Annotated in this window: 16 protein-coding genes and 1 riboswitch; of the genes, 1 reads left to right on the top strand and 15 read right to left on the bottom strand. The window is 69.7% G+C overall.

Translation table 11 applies throughout. The features are described from left to right. Positions 1-11: 11 nt before the first annotated feature. The 10 genes from fdxA to typA all read right to left on the bottom strand — a co-directional run bounded on the left by fdxA (position 12) and on the right by typA (position 12911). Entirely contained in the window at positions 12-338 is a 327-nt protein-coding gene (gene fdxA, locus NAMU_RS30660) for a ferredoxin (RefSeq protein ID WP_015749420.1), read from the bottom strand. Positions 339-447: 109 nt separating this feature from the next. Next, complete coding sequence (locus NAMU_RS27720) at positions 448-933, bottom strand: hypothetical protein (RefSeq protein ID WP_015749421.1); 486 nt, start codon at positions 931-933, stop codon at positions 448-450. Between the two features lie 89 nt (positions 934-1022). Beyond that, positions 1023-1889, bottom strand: coding sequence for an N-acetyl-1-D-myo-inositol-2-amino-2-deoxy-alpha-D-glucopyranoside deacetylase (gene mshB, locus NAMU_RS21385; RefSeq protein WP_086008643.1), 867 nt, complete (start codon positions 1887-1889; stop codon positions 1023-1025). Between the two features lie 48 nt (positions 1890-1937). Further along, positions 1938-2999: an ABC transporter ATP-binding protein gene (locus tag NAMU_RS21390; protein WP_015749423.1), complete on the bottom strand. Its 1062-nt coding sequence runs from the start codon at positions 2997-2999 to the stop codon at positions 1938-1940. Continuing rightward, a complete protein-coding gene (locus tag NAMU_RS21395) occupies positions 2996-4171 on the bottom strand; it encodes an ABC transporter ATP-binding protein (RefSeq protein ID WP_015749424.1) in 1176 nt (391 codons plus the stop codon). The genes NAMU_RS21390 and NAMU_RS21395 overlap by 4 nt, the downstream gene beginning before the upstream one ends. Next, complete coding sequence (locus tag NAMU_RS21400) at positions 4171-5220, bottom strand: ABC transporter permease (protein ID WP_015749425.1); 1050 nt, start codon at positions 5218-5220, stop codon at positions 4171-4173. The genes NAMU_RS21395 and NAMU_RS21400 overlap by 1 nt, the downstream gene beginning before the upstream one ends. Further along, positions 5217-6740: an ABC transporter permease gene (locus NAMU_RS21405; RefSeq protein ID WP_015749426.1), complete on the bottom strand. Its 1524-nt coding sequence runs from the start codon at positions 6738-6740 to the stop codon at positions 5217-5219. The genes NAMU_RS21400 and NAMU_RS21405 overlap by 4 nt, the downstream gene beginning before the upstream one ends. Before the next feature lie 226 nt (positions 6741-6966). After that, positions 6967-8787, bottom strand: a complete 1821-nt coding sequence (locus NAMU_RS21410) for an ABC transporter family substrate-binding protein (protein ID WP_015749427.1) — start codon at positions 8785-8787, stop codon at positions 6967-6969. A gap of 373 nt (positions 8788-9160) precedes the next feature. Next, positions 9161-10963: an ABC transporter substrate-binding protein gene (locus NAMU_RS21415; protein WP_138180386.1), complete on the bottom strand. Its 1803-nt coding sequence runs from the start codon at positions 10961-10963 to the stop codon at positions 9161-9163. Between the two features lie 73 nt (positions 10964-11036). Continuing rightward, positions 11037-12911, bottom strand: a complete 1875-nt coding sequence (gene typA / locus NAMU_RS21420; protein ID WP_015749429.1) for a translational GTPase TypA — start codon at positions 12909-12911, stop codon at positions 11037-11039. 113 nt (positions 12912-13024) lie between these two features. On the opposite strand from typA, the gene NAMU_RS30115 reads away from it, so the two are divergent. Then, complete coding sequence (locus tag NAMU_RS30115) at positions 13025-13189, top strand: hypothetical protein (RefSeq protein WP_015749430.1); 165 nt, start codon at positions 13025-13027, stop codon at positions 13187-13189. Between the two features lie 83 nt (positions 13190-13272). On the opposite strand, the gene NAMU_RS21425 is transcribed toward NAMU_RS30115, so the two are convergent. The 5 genes from NAMU_RS21425 to NAMU_RS21445 form a co-directional block, all read right to left on the bottom strand. Further along, on the bottom strand, positions 13273-14064 hold the full coding sequence (locus tag NAMU_RS21425) for an amino acid ABC transporter ATP-binding protein (RefSeq protein WP_015749431.1): 792 nt from the start codon (positions 14062-14064) through the stop codon (positions 13273-13275). After that, entirely contained in the window at positions 14061-14984 is a 924-nt protein-coding gene (locus tag NAMU_RS21430; RefSeq protein ID WP_015749432.1) for an amino acid ABC transporter permease, read from the bottom strand. The genes NAMU_RS21425 and NAMU_RS21430 overlap by 4 nt, the downstream gene beginning before the upstream one ends. 10 nt (positions 14985-14994) lie before the next feature. Then, complete coding sequence (locus NAMU_RS21435) at positions 14995-16008, bottom strand: ABC transporter substrate-binding protein (RefSeq protein ID WP_015749433.1); 1014 nt, start codon at positions 16006-16008, stop codon at positions 14995-14997. A 97-nt stretch (positions 16009-16105) separates the two neighbouring features. Beyond that, positions 16106-16981: a (deoxy)nucleoside triphosphate pyrophosphohydrolase gene (locus tag NAMU_RS28955; RefSeq protein WP_015749434.1), complete on the bottom strand. Its 876-nt coding sequence runs from the start codon at positions 16979-16981 to the stop codon at positions 16106-16108. Positions 16982-17175: 194 nt separating this feature from the next. Further along, positions 17176-17287: riboswitch (TPP riboswitch) on the bottom strand. Positions 17288-17337: 50 nt separating this feature from the next. Further along, positions 17338-18591, bottom strand: coding sequence for a mannosyltransferase (locus NAMU_RS21445; RefSeq protein ID WP_015749435.1), 1254 nt, complete (start codon positions 18589-18591; stop codon positions 17338-17340). Positions 18592-18755 lie beyond the last annotated feature (164 nt).

Genomic DNA, 18755 nt, shown 5'->3' on the forward strand with positions numbered 1-18755 from the left:
GTCCGACCCGCTCAGTGGTCCTCCCCCATGGGCGGCAGGGCCGCGACCATCGGATCGTCCTTGGCCACCTTGCCGGTCTTGGACGCGCCGCCGGGCGAGCCCAGGTCGTCGAAGAAGTCCACGTTGGCCCGGGTGTAGTCGGCCCACTCGGCGGGGACGTCGTCCTCGTAGAAGATGGCCTCGACCGGACAGACCGGTTCGCACGCGCCGCAGTCCACGCACTCGTCCGGGTGGATGTACAACATCCGGCCGCCCTCGTAGATGCAGTCGACCGGACACTCCTCGACGCAGGCGCGGTCAAGCACGTCGACACAGGGCTCGGCGATCACATAGGTCACTTCGGTTCTCCAGCTCAGTCTCAGCGGGCGCGGTAGCCGCCGATGGGCACCGACAAGTATCACCCCCGCACGGGCGTGCCATGTACGCGGCCGGGCTCGACGCGCGGCCTTACCGCGGGCGGGCGGGCGGTTCGTCCGGTTCAACCGATCCCGACCCGGCGCCGGTCGGCGGCGCGGGGGCGTCCGGTCCGGCTCGCCGGGCGGCGTAGCGGGCCTGGGTGCGATCGGCCCACAGCAGCGTGAGCGTGGCCGCCCCGGCCAGCGAGCCGAGCCCCAGCAGCACCATCACCCGCCACTGCCCCTGCACCACGCTCACCGCCTGCGTGGGCATCATCGGATTGCGCAGCAGGACCAGCCAGACCGACACCAGGAACCACGACGCCACCGGCAGCGCGGCGGCGACCAACGACCCGGTCAGGGCGTAGGCCGCCCGTGGACCCAGGATCATCGCGGCCACCCCGAGCAGGGCGCTCACCGGCATCGGCACGGCGCCCAGATGCCAGGGCAGGAACGCCACCCCGACCACCGCCGTCCAGCCGGCCAGCAGTGTGATCAAGGCCACCAGCACCCAGTCGATCAGCTCGCCGCGGCGCACCGACCGCGCTGATCCAAGTGCCGGATCCGCGCCGGATTTGTCGGTTTCAACCGTCCTTGGATCAGCGCGGTGATCCGGGGCGCCCGGCGTCACCGGTCCAGGTCCAGCCCGGCGGCCACGTCGGCCGGCACCGTCCAGTCCGGCCCGACCGGGACCGGCGAGCCGGCCAGCACCCGGAAGTACTCGGCCGCGGGCAGCGGCTGGGCAATCCGATTGGACAGGGCGAACACCTCGCCGGGCAGCAGCTCGACCTGGGTGGCGTGCGCGGCCAGCGCGGCGCGACGCCGCGCGGCGGCCGCGGTGACGGGCACGGCCACCGCGACCGAGTCGTCGGCCGCCAGGAACCCGACCTCGTCGGCCGCCGCGGCCAGATACCCGGGCGGGGTCGTCAGCGCTGCGAAATCGGCCTGGGTGACCGTCCGGGGGCGGATCACCGCCAGCACCCGGGGCACCGGCCAGGCGGCCAACGGCAGCGCGGCCAGCACGACCTGATGCACGGCCACGTGGTCGGGATGGCCGTAGCCGCCGTCCTCGTCGTAGGTGAGCAGCACATGTGGGCGGACCCGGTCGATCTCCCGGGCCAGCGCCCGGGCCGCCCGATCATGGTCGGGGCCGCCGCGCTGCGCCCGGATGAACGCCCGCGGATGCTCGGCCGACGGTGTGCCGGCCATGCCGGAGTCCCGGAACGCGCCCAGCCCACCGAGCATGACCCGTTCCCGCACGCCCAGCGCCGCGCCGGCGGCCGCCAGCTCGGTCAGCCGGTACCCGCCGAGCTGGTCGGCCCGGGCGGCGATCAGGCCCTGCAGCTCGTCGCCGATCACCTCCCCCTCCTCGCCGAGGGTGGCGGTGACCAGAGTGACCTCGGCACCGGCCAGGGCCGCCCCGGCCAGCGTGCCGGCCATGGTCAGCGACTCGTCGTCGGGATGCGCGTGGACGGCAAGCAGGCGGGCAGGCACGTCGGCAACGTACACGCGGGACCCCGTCCGGGCGGGCAGGGCGTGCGGTCAGGCCGCCGATCCGGCGACGTGCCGAGCCGCATTCGCCGTCTCCGCCGCCGGGTCGGTCACCGGGAAGTGGCAGGCCACCAAATGCCCGGACCCGTGGTCGACCGGCAGCGGTTCCTCGGCGGCGCAGATCTCCTGAGCCTTCCAACAGCGGGTGCGGAACCGGCAGCCGGAAGGCGGATTGAGCGGGCTCGGCACGTCCCCGGTCAGCATGATGCGCTCGCGGACCCGCTCGGAGTTCGGGTCGGCCTCGGGCGCCGCGGACAGCAGCGCCACCGTGTACGGGTGGGTCGGCCGCTGGTAGACGTCGTCGCGCGACCCGGTCTCCACGATCTTGCCCAGGTACATCACCGCGATCCGGTCCGAGATGTGCCGGACGATCGACAGATCGTGCGCGACGAAGAAGTAGGCCAGGCCCAGGGTGTCCTGCAGGTCCTCCAGCAGGTTGACCACCCCGGCCTGCACCGAGACGTCCAGCGCGGAGACCGGCTCGTCCAGGATCAGCACGTCCGGCTCCAGCGCGAGGGCTCGGGCAATGCCGATGCGCTGCCGCTGGCCGCCGGAGAACTCATGCGGGTAGCGGTTGCCGTGCTCGGGCGACAGGCCGACCAACCGCAGCAGCTCACCCACCCGGGCCAGGCCGTCCTTGCTCCACATCCCGTGAATCTTGTAGGCCTCGGCGATGATGTCGTTGACCGGCATCTTGGGGTTCAGCGAGGCGTACGGGTCCTGAAAGACGATCTGCAGATCGCGCCGGACGACGCGCAGCTCCTCCGCGCCCATCGTGGTCAGTTCCTTGCCGCGAAAGCGCACCGAGCCGGACGTCGGCTTGTGCAGCTGCAGGATGGCCCGACCGGTGGTCGACTTGCCGCACCCGGATTCGCCGACCACACCCAGCGTTTCGCCGGCATCCAGGTGCAGCGACACCGACGAGACGGCCTGCACCTTGCCGACCACCCGGCGGATCACGCCGCCGCCCTTGATCGGAAATTCCTTGACCAGGTCGGTGACCTGCAGCAGGTGCTCGTCGGCCGGGGCGGCCGCCGGCGGGGTCGTGCTCATCGCCGGGCCTCGCTCTCGGTGTGGAAGAACGCCGTGGCATCGGGCGCCGCCGCCAACTGATCCCAGTGATGGCAGGCCGCGTCGTGATCCTCGGTGTCGGTCGGGGCCAGGGTGGGCTCGACCTCATGGCAGACATCGGTGGCCAGCGGGCACCGCGGCGAGAACGGGCACCCGGTCGGCAGGTTGATCAGGGACGGCGGCGCGCCGGTAATCGGTCGTAGCCGTCCGGTGTCCCCGGCCGTCGGGATCGATCCGAGAAGCCCGGCGGTGTAGGGCATCCGGGGGTGGTAGAAGACGGTGTCGGTGGCCCCGAGCTCGACCGGACGTCCGGCATACATCACCAGCGTGCGATGGGTCATGCCGGCGACGACACCCAGGTCGTGGGTGATCAGGATGATCGCCGCGTTGAACGCGTCCTTGACCTCCATCAGCTTTTCCAGGATCTGCGCCTGCACGGTGACGTCCAGCGCGGTGGTCGGCTCGTCGGCGATGATCACGTCGGGATTGTTGATGACGGCCATGGCGATCATCGCCCGCTGCCGCATGCCGCCGGAGAACTCGTGCGGGTAGGAGTTGAGCCGCTCCTTGGGCTGCGGGATGCCGACCAGCGCGAGCATCTCCTCCGCCCGGGCCATCGCGTTCTTCTTGGACATCATCTCGTGCGACAGCACGGCCTCGGCGAGCTGGAACCCGATGGTGTAGACGGGGTTCATCGCCGTCATCGGGTCCTGGAAGATCATCGCGATCTTGCGCCCGCGCAGCGAGCGCTGCTGCGCCTTGCTCATCGAGAGCACGTCCTGCCCCCGGAAGGAGATCGTGCCGGTGATCCGCGCGCTCTTGGGCAGCAGCCCCATCACCGCCATGGACGAGACCGACTTGCCGGAGCCGGACTCGCCGACGATGCCGAGCACCTCCCGCTCGTGCAGCCGGTAGGAGACCCCGCGGACGGCCTGGACCAGCCCGTCGTCGGTCGGGAACCCGACCGTCAGGTTGTCCACCCGGAGCACCTCGGTCGAGCCGACCTCACCCAGATGGGCGGCATGCCGGGGTTGGACCTCGGCCCCGGTCGAGGGTTCGTAGACCTCGTACAGCTCGGGCGCCTCGAGGGCGGCCGGGCCGTACAGGCTGCCACCGGGCGTCTGGTTCGGCGGGGTGGTCGGAGGAACGGTCATCAGGCACGCACCCGGTTCTGCCGCGGGTCGAACGCATCCCGCAAGCCGTCGCCGATGAAGTTGATGGACAAGGCGATGATGATGATGAACAGGCCGGGCCACCAGAACAGCCACGGCCGGGTGGCGAACGCATTCTGGTAGGTCGAGACCAGCAGGCCCAGGGAGGTGTCCGGCGCACGGACGCCGAAACCAAGGTAGGACAGCGAGGTCTCCAGCAGGATCGCGGTCGCGATGGCCAGCGTGGCGGCCACCGTGATCACCCCGACCGTGTTCGGCAGAATGTGCTTGAAGATGATCCGCCGGGGCTTGGCGCCCAGGGCCCGGGCCGCCTCGACGAATTCCTTCTCCCGCAACGAGAGGAACTCGCCGCGGACCAGGCGGGCCAGCGAGGTCCACAGCACGCAGCCCAGCACGATGGCCAGCACCAGCGGACCCGAGCCACCGAACCGCTGGCCCAGCACCGCGGCGATCACCAGCACCGGGATGGTGATCATGACGTCGGTGAAGCGCATCAGCGTGCCCTCGACCCAGCGGCCGTAGTAGCCGGAGATCGCCCCGATGGCCACGCCGATGACCGTGCTCACGATACCGACGACGAACGCGATCATGATCGAGATCTGGGCCCCGCGCATGGTCAGGGCGAAGTAGTCGCGACCCAGGTCGTCCTGGCCGAACGGGTGCAGGCCGATATGGAACCCCTCGCCGCCCAGGAATGTCGGCAGCAGGCTGAGCGTGGGGGCGCCTCGATTCACCACCACCCCGGGTGTCGTGTAGTCGTAGATCCACCAGCCCGGGATGCCGGCGATGCCGATCGAGGTGAAGGCCAGCAGAATCACCAGGATCAGCAGGGTCAGCGAAATCATCGCGGCCTTGTGCCGGAAGAATCGGCGCCGGACCAGCTGCCCCTGGGTGCGGGCCACGATCGCCATGCCCTGCGCGGCCGTGCCGGTGGCGTCCGGCTTGCGCGGCGGTGTGGGCGGAACCGGGGAGGAAACGGGTTCGGAGGCCGGTACCGGCTCGTCGACCGGCTTGGAATCGGTGCTGCTCATGAGAGTCGAATCCTTGGATCGAGGAACCCGTAGGCGATGTCGGCGCACATGTTGGCCAGCACGATCGCGATCCCGGTGACCAGGAAGAAGCCCATCACCGCGTTCGCATCGGGAATCTTGAGCGCGTCGTTGAAGTACTTGCCCATGCCGGACCAGCCGAACACCGTCTCAGTGATGATCGCGCCGCCGATCAGGCCGCCGATATCCAGCGCCACGATGGTCGTGATCGGAATCATTGCGTTGCGGAAACCGTGCCGCACCACCACAGTTCGCTCGGTCAGCCCCTTGGCTCGGGCGGTCCGGATGTAGTCCGCATTCATCACCTCGAGCATCGAGGAGCGGGTGTACCGGGTGTAGGACGCGATCGAGATGAGCACGATCGCCACGGTCGGCAGAATCAGGTGACCCAGCTGATCGAGCGTGGTCTCCCAGAAGTCACCCTGGAAGTTCGGGGTGGTCGCGCCGATGGTCGCGATGACCACGCCGTTCACCTTCGCCGAGTAGGCCGGCACGGCGTCCAACAGGTGGCTGGTGAACACCAGCAGGGAGCACCCGAAGGCAGTCAGCATCGAGGCGCGGATCGCCTGCGAGCGCCACAGCCCGCCCACTCCGGCGCCGATCGCCGCTCCGATCACCAGGGCCAGCACGAGCAGGCCGAGCAGCAACGTCAGGCTCGGGTCGGCCAGCAGCGAGTCCAGCGCGAAATAGCTGATCACGCCGACCAGGGCGGTGATTCCGGTCGACAGCAACACCAGGCGCGAGCGCAGACCGGAGATCAGGGCGGTCGAGGCCAGCGCGGTCAGGGCCGACATGATGATCATCAGCACCGGCCCGATGCCCGGCGCGGCGAACCAGTCGGTCACGCTCAGGCCGATCATGATCACCGCCACGACAGCGGCCCCGATGGCGGCCGAAAGCAACCGCTGGCGACGGTCGCCGCCGACGATGCCGGCCGCCAGCAGACCGGCCACCACCGCGCTGACCACGATCACCCAGGGTGGGATCGATGGATCCTGCAGCCAGCTGTTGAACTTGATCGCCAGGAACTGCTTCATCAGCACGGCGATCCAGAAGACCGGGAGCGAGAAGAACAGGAAGGCCAGGAAGGTGACCGAGTAGTCCAGGCCGGAGTACTGGCGCAGGGCGGTGACCATGCCGACGGCCACGCCCAGCACGACGGCGATGACCAGGGCGAAGACCACCAGGCGCAGCGTTGAGCCGATCGCCACGGTCAGGCCACCGATCACCGGTGCCCCGGTGGCCGTGTTGCCCAGGTCGCAGTTGCCCACGAAGCAGCCCAGGGCCCCGCCCAGCCAGGCGAAATACCGCGGGATGACGGGGACGTCCAGGCTCAGGTTCCGGGTCATCGCGGCGATCTTGACCGCCTTGCCCGGGTCGGTCGACTCGTACAGCGAGGACCGGGGATCCCCGGCGTTGGCCACCAGCACGTACACGATGAACGTGGCGGCCAGTAGGACCAGGATTGATATCAGGAATCGCCTGACGATGAACGATGCCACGGTGTGCCTCCTACCCGTCGGCGTCGGGCGTGGTGGGCCGCGGCGGCCGGCGCACCACTATCCGGGAACGACGACGGGCCGGGAGAGTCGGGACTCTCCCGGCCCGTCGCGAGTTCGGCGTCGGGATCAGTGTGATCCCTGGACCGAGGTCGTGCCAATCAGGACGATCGACCGGTCATCGGCCCATCGTCCGGTCGGGCGGCGGGCCGCCCGACCGACGAAATCATCAGCCGGTGCGCGCCCAGTCCTGCATGTTCCAGGTGGCCTGGGTCTGCGTGGCGTTGAGCACCGGACCTTCGATGTTCGACTTCATGGCCACCACTCCCGGGAAGGTGAAGATCGGGAAGGAGTAGTAGTTGGCCGCCAGCCGCTGGTCGACCGTGGTCAACAGCGGAAGGGCCTTCGAGGTATCGGTCAGCGTGGCCAGGCTGTTGAGGGCCTGGTCCATCTGCGCGTCGTTCCAGCCGGAGTAGTTCTGGCCACCGGTGGACAGGTACTCCGAGGGGATCGAGCCCAGCAGACCCGAGCCGGCCCACGCGAACAGCGCGATGTCGTAGTCACCGGCGGACAGGGTCGGCCCGAACTTGTCGCTGGACAGCGGCACGTCCTGGATGTTGAAGCCCACCGGGTCGCAGCTGGCCTTGAGCAACGCGACCTCGTTGGTCCGCCGCGGGTTCGGATCGATGTGGATGACCCGGATGGTCTTGCCCTGCGCCTCGCCGGAGGCCGCGTACGCCGCCTTGGCGCCTTCGATGTCGACATCGGCGTAGTTGGCGAAGCCCGAGGCCTGCGAGATCTGGTCGTAGCCGGGCTGGAAGTCCATCAGCATCAGCGAGTTCAGCAACTTGGCGTCCGGGTTCGACGGCACGATCAGGTTGTCCACGATCTGCTGCCGGGGGGCGCACTTGAACAGGGCCTCGCGCAGCTTCTCGTTGGCGAAGCCGTTCTTGACCGAGAGGTCCATGTGCTCGTAGGTGAACTGCGAGCCGTAGTCGGCCTTCACCGCGTTGCCCAGGTTGTTCAGGGCGGCGTTGACGTCCGGGTTCGGCTGCGGCTCGATCACGTCGACCTCACCGGAGGCCAGCGCGGAGACCTGCTGGTCCTGCGAGATGTACCGGATCACGACCGTGTCGGTCTTGGCCGGCGTGCCCCACCACTTGTCGTTCTTCTTCAGGGTCACCGACTGACCCGGATCCCAGGCGGCCACGTAGTACGGGCCGGCCGAGGGAATGGTGGTCGCGTCCGGCAGGCCCTTGGCCTTGTCCAGGGTCCAGCCGGTGTTCCAGAAGTCCGCAACCTTGGTCAGGGTGGCGACGTCGTCGGTCTCGACCGCCTTGACCAGGCCAGCGGTGTCGATGCCGGCCGCCTTGGCCGCCACGTGCGCCGGCAGGATGCTGGAGCCGGCCGAGGTACCGATCGCGACCTGCCAGTCCACGAACGGCTTGTCGTAGGTCAGCGTGACCGACTTGTCACCATCGGCACAGGTCGGCTTCTGGGTCTGGTCGATGCCCGAGGTGGAGGCGGTATCGAAGATGTAAGCCGGCTCGGCCGGGATCGTCCCCGGCTGGTTGATGGTGCCGTCCTTGTTGTAGCGGCCCGAGTTGGCCGCCCAGGCCAGCAGGAAGTCCGCACAGCCGACGGGCTGACCGTCCGACCAGACGGCCTTGTCGTTGAAGGTGTACTTGACGGTCAGCGGGCTGTCCGAGAGCTTCTCGATGGTCCCGTACTCGTCGTCCATCTGCACGGTGCCGGTGTTGTCGACGAAGGAGAACCCACGCAGGACCTGGTTGAGCACCACCTGGTTGGCCGTGGCGTTGCCCGAGCTGGAGCCGGAGTTGTAGTCGTACCACTCCTGCTCCTGCGCGTAGGTGATCGTCCCGGAGTCCCCCGAGGTGCCACCGCCGGCCGCAGAACTGCCCGACGCGCTGGTGGCGCCCGACGTTGCGCTCGTCGTGCTGGAGCTACTGCTGCTGCTCCCACACGCTGCGACCACCACCATGGTGGCTGCGGCGAGCGCGGTGATGGCCACCGCCCGAGTTCTCCTCATTGACATTCCTCCTTGTGGAACGACTGTCGACTTCGGCCGGCCAGCTCAACCGGACCGCACCCGAGCCCGCGCGGACATCACGCAGCGTCAGATTCCACGACTCTACGAGCGGACCGTTCGGCGAGATGGTGAACCTGGCGAATCGTGACCCAAGGGTGATCGGCGGTTCCACCCAGGCTCGGGGAAGTGCTGCGCGGCCAAGTACCCCGCCGACGGACAGGCAAAACACGCGCTGACCTGACCCACCATGGGCTTCTTGCTGTCGCCCTGGTTTTCGACGGGAAATACTGCGACCGCGGGCGAGCGTATCACGAGTGGTTAGCAACCGTTAACGGATCCGACCGGGCCGCCACCATCGAGTGAGGCCGGCGCGTCAGGGCGACGGCCACGACGCCAGACCGGCCAGCGGGCCGGTCCAGGACCAGCCCGGGTGGGTGGTGTCGAGCACCGGCTGCAGGGCCGGCGACACCGCGAACACCGCCTGCGGCTGGACCACCGGCAGCACCGGCAGCTGCGCCCACAGCGCCGGGTCGGCGGCGGCGGCCGACCCGGAGCCGGTCAGCGCGTCGGTCAACTTCTGCTGGGTCCCGGCCTGGCAGTAGCCGGACAGGTTGCCGGTCCGCACGGCCGCGCCGTCGGCGCCGTCTGCGCCGGCCTCGCCGGTCGGCTCGGTGGTCGGCTCGGTGGTCGGCACCGTCGTCGGCCCGGTCGTCCCCCCCGACGCCCGGGGGGTCGTGGTGACCACGCTGCCCAGACCCCGCGGGTCGGTCCGGGGGCAGCCGAACGCCGTGGCGGCCGCCGCATCGTCCTGCGGACCGCGTGGCAGGTTGACCAGGGCGAGATCGAGATCGCCGGTGGCGACGGTGTTCTCGATCAGGTCGGGGGCGGCGTCGGGCAGCAGGTCGACCTCGATGCCGACCGCCCCGAGCTGGTCGCGGATCTGCCGCGCGGCGGCCGCCATCCGGGGCTGACCGCTCGGATAGCCCAGGGTCAGCCGCAGGACCTCGCCCTGCCGGGCGACGTACAGACCGTTGCGCGTATATCCCGCGGCCGCCAGGTCGTCGGCCGCCGCGGCCGCGTCGTCGGTGACGATCGGCGGGCTCGAATCGGTGGCGTCCTCGACCGGCAACGCGACCTGGGAGGCGACCGGGCGACCCCCGTCGGGCCAGCCGGCGGTCAGCTCTGCGGAGAGCTGATCGAGGTTCAGGCCGGCGGCGATCGCCGTCCGCACCGACCGGTCGGCGGTGGGCCCACGCTGGGTGTTGAGCACCAGTTGGATCGAGGACGGGGTGGCCACCGTGGTCCGCCGGTCCGCGGGCACCTGGTCGAGCAGGTCCTGGGCGGTACGCGCGTCAGGGGCGAACCACAACGCCTGCACGTCGCCCCGGTTGAACGCGGCGAGCAGGTCCGACGGCCGGCCCAGCCGCAGCACCACCGCGGCCGGCCCCGGCGGCGTGGCCCAGTACTTGTCGTTGCGGGCCAGGGTGATCTGGCCGGTCACCGCGTCGTAGGAGCTCATCCGGTACCGGTTGGCCGACAGCGGCAGATCGCTGTCCAGGGCGGAGGACCAGCCGCCCGGCGAGTCCTTGAGCAGGTGGCTGGGCAGCAACGGGGAGAACAGGGTCCGCCACTGCGGGAACGGCTGGGAGAACTCGACCTCGACCGTCTTGCCGGCGTCCCGGGATCGAATCGCGCTGATCAACCGGTAGCCGGCCGAGCCGACCGTGCCCGGTTGTGCCAGCAGCTGGTCGCGCAGGTAGGAGAAGTCCTCGGCGGTGATCGGGGTGCCGTCGGACCAGGACGCCTTGCGGTCGAGCAGGTAGGTGACCGTGAACGGCTCCAACGAGGTGACCGCGACCCAGTCCACGACGTCAGCGGCGGTGCCGATCGACCCGTCCGGGGCCATCACGAACGCCGACGGCAACACCAGCGAGGCCACCGCCTGGGCCGCCGGCGAGTAGTCGGCGATCGCGTAAGGGTTGAACCCGGTGATCGATCCGGCGGTGCCGTCCAGGCCGACGACCAGCGTGCCGGGGGCCGGCGGGGTGCTCGACACCGAGGACCCGCCGGTCGGCGCGATCGGCGCGGGCAGGTTCGGCGGCGTGCAGGCGGTCAGCAGCACCGCCGCCAGCACGAACAGGATCAGCCGGACCCTGTTGCCGCGCGTCGTCGTCACCGGCCCCACGGGCTCACCCTACGGACAGCCCCGTCGACCCGGCCTCACCCGTCACTCCCGCGCCCGAGCCGGCTCAGCTGGCGGGGACCTTGTTCCGGGACCGGGTCTTGGCCCGGTCGGTGGCGGCCAGCACGACCTTGCGGATCCGGGCCCCCTTGGGGGTGACCTCGACGCACTCGTCGTCGGCGCAGAACTCCAGTGCCTGCTCCAGCGAGAGCGACCGCGGCGGCACCAGGTGGACGAGCTCGTCGCCGCTGGACTGCCGCATGTTGGTGAGCTTCTTTTCCTTGGTGATGTTGACGTCCATGTCGTCGGCGCGCGAATTCTCACCGACGATCATCCCCTCGTAGACCTCGGTGGTCGGCGGGATCAGCATGGTGCCGCGCTCCTGCAGCGCGAACATCGCGAACGGGGTGGCCTTGCCGGCCCGGTCGGCGACCAGCGAGCCGGTCGGCCGGCCGCGCAGCGCCCCGGCCCACGGTCCGTAGCCGTCGAAGATCGCCGAGGCGATGCCGGTGCCGCGGGTGTCGGTCAGGAACTCGGTCCGGAAGCCGATCAGCCCGCGGGAGGGCACGTGGAACTCCATGCGGACCCAGCCGGTGCCGTGGTTGGTCATGCCTTCCATCCGGCCCTTGCGGACGGCAAGCAACTGGGTGACTGCTCCCAGGTACTCCTCGGGCACGTCGATGGTGAGCCGTTCGTAGGGCTCGTGCACCTTGCCGTCGACGGTCTTGGTGACCACCTGCGGCTTACCGATGGTCAGCTCGAAGCCCTCCCGGCGCATCGTCTCGACCAGAATGGCCAGCGCCAGCTCGCCGCGGCCCTGCACCTCCCAGGTGTCGGGACGCTCGGTGTTGAGCACGCGAACGGAGACGTTGCCGACCAGTTCGGCATCCAGGCGGTTCTTCACCTGGCGCGCGGTCAGCTTGGTGCCGCCGTCCCGGCCGGCCAGCGGAGAGGTGTTGATGCCGACGGTCATCGAGATGGCCGGCTCGTCGACGGTGATCGGGGGCAGCGCGACCGGGTTCTCCGGGTCGGCCAGGGTCTCGCCGATGGTGATGTCGGCCATGCCGGCCACCGCGATCAGGTCGCCGGCGTAGGCGGATTCGACCGGGATCCGGTCCAGCGCCTCGGTGATCAGCAGCTCGGTGATCTTGGTGCGGGCGACGGTGCCGTCGGCCTTCATCCAGGCCACCTGCTGGCCCTTGGTGATGACGCCCTCGATGACCCGGCACATGCCGATCCGGCCCAGGAACGGCGAGGCGTCGATGTTGGTGACCTGCGCCTGCAGCGGGGCGCCCGGGGTGTACTTGGGCGCCGGGATGGTCGCCAGCAGGGTGTCGAACAGCGGGTCGAGGTTCTCGTGGTCGGGCATCTCGCCGTTGGCCGGCTTGTTCAGCGAGGCCCGGCCGGCCCGGGAGGCGCAGTAGACGATCGGGAACTCGATCTGCTCGTCGGTCGCGTCCAGGTCGATGAACAGCGCGTAGGTCTCGTCGACGACCTCGTCGATGCGGGAGTCCGGGCGGTCGGTCTTGTTGACCACCAGCACCACCGGCAGGTGCGCCTGCAACGCCTTGCGCAGCACGAACCGGGTCTGCGGCAGCGGCCCCTCGGAGGCGTCGACGAGCAGCACGACCCCGTCCACCATCATCAGCGCGCGCTCGACCTCACCGCCGAAGTCGGCGTGGCCGGGGGTGTCGACGATGTTGATGACCATGTCCCCGCGCCGCACGGCGGTGTTCTTGGCCAGAATGGTGATGCCCTTTTCCCGCTCCAGGTCGTTGGAGTCCATCACCCGGTCGGTGTGCGCCGACCCGATCCGGAACGCCCCGGACTGCCAGAGCATGGCATCGACCAGCGTGGTCTTGCCGTGGTCGACGTGCGCCACAATGGCGACGTTGCGCAGATCACTGCGGATGGACAGTTCCGTGGACAGGTCCGAGGTCACGACGGTCGAGCTCCTTCGATTCGGTACAGCCTCCTTCGAGCGGGGTCCGTCGATCGGGGCAACGGTCGAGTCTACGGCCCGCCGGCGACCAGCCGGGGCGTTAAGGTCCGATCATGGCCAGCAACACATCGCCGGACTTCCCCGTCGGACCGGACGGACTGCCCGATCTGCCCCTGCGTGTCCTGGAAGAGGACGAGAACATCCCCCCGCGCCCGGGGGAGGAACTGGCCGATCTGGAGCGCACCGATCCCGGCCCCCGTCCCACACCCCCGAAATGATCATGGCGTTCTCTGCTCGACTCGCCGACGACACGCCGGCAGCCGAGCAGAGAACGCCATGATCAACTTCAGCTCAGGGGGACCTACAGCACCTTGGACAGGAAGTCCCGGGTCCGCGGGTGCTGCGGGTTGGCGATGACCTCCTTGGGGGCGCCCGATTCGACGACGACGCCCTGATCCATGAACGTCAGGGTGTCCCCGACCTCGCGGGCGAAGCCGATCTCGTGAGTCACCACGATCATCGTCATGCCGCCGGCGGCCAGGTCACGCATGACGTCGAGCACCTCGCCGACCAGCTCGGGATCCAGCGCGGATGTCGGCTCGTCGAACAGCATCAGCTGCGGATGCATGGCCAGCGCCCGGGCGATGGCTACCCGTTGCTGCTGCCCGCCGGAGAGCTGGGAGGGGTAGTGGTCGCTGCGGTCCCCCAGCCCGACCCGATCGAGCAGGGTCAGTGCCTCGTCCTTGGCCTGCTTCCGGTTGCGACCCAGCACCTGCACCGGGGCCTCCATGACGTTGCGCAGCGCGGTCATGTGCGGGAACAGGTTGAACCGCTGGAACACCATGCCGATGTCCCGACGGCGTTGGGCGACCTCGCCGTCCTTGAGCTCGTAGAGCTTGTCGCCCTTCTGCCGGTAGCCGACCAGATGGCCGTTCACCGACAGCCGGCCGCCGTCGATCTTCTCCAGGTGATTGATGCACCGTAGGAAGGTCGACTTGCCCGAGCCCGACGGCCCGAGCAGGCACGCGACCTCCCCCGGCATGACCTGCATGTCGATGCCCTTGAGCACCTCCAGGCTGCCGAACCGCTTGTGCACCTGTTCGGCCACCACCAGCGGCACGGCGCTGTCCGCGGCCACCTGTTCCGTGGTCATGACGGCCCCTCCCGACGCGCCTGCAGGTTCGCCTTCTGTTTGGCTCGGCCGACCGGCGACGTGCCCCGCCCGAACCGCTTCTCCAGGAAGTACTGGCCCACCGACATCACCGAGGTGAAGACCAGGTACCAGATCGAGGCCACCACCAGCAGCGGGATCTGCTTGTAGTTGCTGCCGTAGATCAGCTGGACGGTCCCGAACAGCTCGAGAATCGCGGCCACCGACAGCAGTGAGGTGGTCTTGAGCATCGAGATGGTCTCGTTACCGGTCGGCGGGACGATGATCCGCATCGCCTGCGGCAGCACGATCCGGCGCATCACCTTGAGCCGGGTCATGCCCAGGGCCTCGGCCGCCTCGGTCTGCCCTGAGTCCACCGAGGAGATGCCGGCCCGGACGATCTCGGCCATGTATGCGGCCTCGTTCAGCCCGAGCGCGAGCAGCCCGCCGACCAGCACCGGGATCAGCTCGGTGGTGTTGAAGTACAGGAACTGTGGCCCGAACGGGATGCCCAGGCTGATGTACTTGTAGAGCTGGCCCAGGAACACCCAGAAGATGATCTGGACCAGCACCGGGGTTCCGCGGAAGAACCAGATGTAGATCCACGCCACCCCGTTGACGATCGGATTGGGTGACAGGCGCATCACGGCCAGAATCACCCCGAGCACGATGCCGATCACCATCGCGGCGACCGTCACCCACACGGTCAGCCACAGGCCCCGCAGCACCTGGGGCGAGAACAGGTACTGCCAGACCGTCGGCCAGTCCCAGGCCGGGTTGGTGAGCAGGCTGTTGACCAGCATGGCCGCCAGCACCAGCAGCACGACGGCCGAGACCCACCGCCACGGGTGCCGCTGCGGAATGGCCTTGATCGGGACGGGCGCGTCACGGGGTGGGACCGTGGGGTCCTCGGTGGTGGTCACGGCCGGGCGGTCAGTAGATCGCGCCGTTGATCTGCGAGGTGGTGACGGCCCCGCCCGTCAGACCCCAGTTGTCCAGGATCTTGGTGTAGGCACCGGTGTCGATCAGGTGCTGCATCGCGGCCTGGATGGCCGGGGTCAGCTCCGCCGGCTCCTTCGGGATGGCGATGCCGTAGGGCGCGGCGCCCTCGTCGCCGCCGACCTTCTGGAACCGGTCCCCGGTGACCTTCACGGCGTAGTCGACGACCGGCGAGTCGGCCATGTAGGCGTCGATCCGGCCGGCCACCAGTGCCGCATTCACGTCGGTCTGCTTCGGGAAGCCCTGCGCCACCGGCGGCTCCTTACCCGCGTCCTGGCACGCCTTGACCACGGAGCCCTCGACGGTCGCGTCGGTCAGCTGGTCCAGCTGGGTGGTGCCGTTCTGCGCGCCGACCGGCAGCCCGCACAGGTCGGTCGCCGACTGGATGTTCTTCGGGTTGCCGGCCGGCACCATGATCGAGGTGCCCGCGGTGAAGTAGGTGACGAAGTTGACCGACTGCTCGCGTTCCTTGGTGTCGGTGAACGAGGAGATGCCGACGTCGTAGCGGCCCGCGTTCAGGCCCGCGATGATGCCGTCGAAGCTGGCCGGCTCGACGGTGACGGTCAGCCCCAGCACCTGGCCCACCGCGTTGATCAGGTCGATGTCCATGCCCACGGGGGTGTTCGAGCCCTCGGGCAGGAATTCGTTGGGCGGGTATGTCGGGTCGGTCGCCACGATGATCGTGCCGGACTGCTTGAACTTGTCCGGCAGCATCGCGTTGAGCGAGTCAACCTTGGCCAGGTTCAGGTTCAGCGGGGTGGGGACGCTCTCGGCTTCAGCTCCGGACGTGGCGGCTCCGGACGACGCGGCCGACCCGGCCGACGAGGCCGCGGTGGTGCTTCCGGGGGGCGTGGTACTGGCTCCGCAGGCCGCCGTGGCCAGCACGATTGCCAGCGCGGCACCGCCGGCGAGCATAGGACGTACGCGGAACTTCTCGAAGAACGACAAGATCTACTCCTGACGAGCGGCGGACCCGGCCTTGTGAGCGGCCGTTGACATGACCGCATCGTGCCACGCCTGACTCGATCGGCGTATTCCAACTTGGTTAATCGTGACCGCGAGCGGCCAACGCCGTGCGCAGATGCGGCAGCAGCTCGTCGTCCGCGTCCAGCCAGTCCGGTTCGTCGAGTTCGTCGGCGGTCAACCAGCGCACCTGGTCGTGTTCGGTGGGCTCGATCGGGCGCGTCGGATCGAGCAGGCGCGCCCGCAGGCAGCGCAGCACCCGGCGCGGCCCGAGCGCGACATCCGGGCCGATCTGCTCGCCGACCTCGACCTCGACGCCCAGTTCCTCCCGCAGCTCGCGGGTCAGGGCGGCCGCGTCGGATTCGCCCGGATCGACCTTGCCGCCCGGCAGCTCCCACCGGCCGGCCAGCGAGGCCGGGGCGCTGCGGCGGGCGGCGAGTACCCGGCCGCCAGCGACGATCGCACCGGCCACCACCACCTGGACCTCGTCGGCGGCCAACGCGGCGATGCCCAGCAGGGTCTGCTCGCCGCGCAGCACCCGGCGACGCAGGTTCGGCCAGGCCAGCAGGAACCGGGCCCGTCGGGATCCGGGCTGCAGGTCCACGTCGACGGTGACCAGGGCGCCGGCCGGGGTGTCGGCCACGAACAGCCGGATCGTGGCGGCGCCCACTGGCCCGCTCGGACCGGTCAGCCGCAGCAACGGCGGGATCAGCCGGGAGTCGTCCTGCGCCACGGGGTCCAGGTCGACCACGACGGTGAACGATCCGGTTCGCGGCCCGGTGATCGCGATGCGGTCGCCGTCGGCGAGCGGCGCGAACGACGCGCCGTCCCGGCCAGTGACCTGGGCGCGGGCGCCGAGCGCGCGGGCCGTCCGGGTCCAGATGTCGGATCGGGCCAGGATCGCGCAGACCTGTTCCACCGGCGCGTCGATGAGCATCGTGGCGCGCAGCGGGATCACGACCGCACAGCCTATGACGGGTGGTCTCCGGCCGGGCCAACCACGGGCCCAACACCGGACGACACGCGGGCGAACGGCGGACGAACGGCGCAGCACGCTCCGGCCGGGAGCGTCGACCACCCCTAATAGGTCGACGATCCCGGCCGGATCAATTCCCCGACGCGTGCGACGCGGAAGCCGACCAGCGGCTCGAGAGGAGAGCGGACAGGACGTCCCTTCGCCGGCATGACCCGGATCAGGTACGACGGTCCGGGACTGGCGCGTCCCGCTCTCAGCCCGGCGCACCGGACTCCCGTGTCGATTCCATCGTAGTTGGCCGAGCGGACCGGGCCACCATCGAGCATCGCCGGGGCGGATCAGGCCGAGCGGGTCGACTCCGTGTCCGGCGGGGTGACGGGATCGGAGGAGTTCGGCCCGCTCGGCGCCGTCGTCCGGATGGCCAGCACCCCGAGCACGACCAGCGTGATGACGCCGAGCAACGGGTAGACCACGCCCAGGGCGGACTGCCAGCCCGGGCGCGACGCGGGCTGGTCGATGTACTGCAGGGCGATCAGCAGGCTGACCACATAACTGCAGGTGGCGATGAACCAGACGATGGCCAGGCCGCGGACCGCCGGCACCCGCTGCCGGGGGCCGAACAGGCACCACAGCAGCAGTGGCAACACCCAGACCCAGTGGTGCGACCAGGAGATGGGCGAGATCAGCAGCCCGGTGATCTGTACGGCCAGCAACCCCGCGGTCCGGTCGCCGACCCGCAGGCACGCCCACGCCGCCCACAGGCCCAGCGCCGCCGCGAGCACGGCGGTCACCAGCCACAGCGTGGTCAGGTCCTGGCCGGCGAGCCGGGCGATCGCCCCGCGCAGCGACTGGTTGATGGCCGACCACACCGGGCCGGTCCGGGCCGGGTCGAACATCAGCGCGGTGAAGAACCGGACCGTCTCCGAGGGCACCAGCGCCAGCCCGAGCAACACGGTGCCGGCGAAGAAGACGACCGACCAGGCGACGGCCGACCACCGGCGCTGCAGCAGGTAGTACAGCCCGGTGATGGCCGGGGTCAGCTTCACCCCGGCGGCCAGCCCAACCGACGCGCCGGCCAACCATTCCTTGCTGGCCACCGCCCCGGCGAGCAGCAGCGCGCACAGGAACAGGTTGATCTGGCCGTAGTTGAAAGTGGTGCGCACCGGTTCCAGCCACAGGCCCAACGCGGTGATGGTGACGACGATCCCGCGGACATGCTCCAGCGGCTGCGGCGCCTTGGGTCCGGCCCGGCCCAGCAGCCGCAGGGTGGCGTAGGCGATCAGGCCGATCGCGCCGAACGAGGCCGCCTGCCAGAGCACCCGCAGGACGGTCCACGGCAGCCAGGTCATCGGCGTGAAGATGATCGCCGAAAAGGTGGGGTAGGTGAACGGCAGATGCAGCGGCTCGGAGAAGAAGTCGTAGAGCGTGCCGTCGGTCAGGTGCTGTGCGCCCTCCAGGTAGACCTTCAGGTCGACCATGGCGAAGGCGTCACTACCGGCCAGCGTGACCAGCACGTGCAGCACGATGGTGACGGCGAGCAGGGCCCAGGGGGCCCAGGACGAGGCCACGAATCGCCGCATCGCAGCCAGCACGCCTGACCTCCGGACGCGGCCGCGTCGGGGTGCCGGAACCCCGGCGTCCCCACGACACCGGCGGCGGTGGCCGCCCGCTGATCCTAGGGGCCGCCCCGGCCCGCGCGGATCATCTACGCCGGCACGGCTCAACTCGTCGACTCGCGTCCCTACCGTCACATTCG

Origin of the sequence: Nakamurella multipartita DSM 44233 (assembly GCF_000024365.1) — a bacterium.
Lineage (GTDB): Bacteria > Actinomycetota > Actinomycetes > Mycobacteriales > Nakamurellaceae > Nakamurella > Nakamurella multipartita.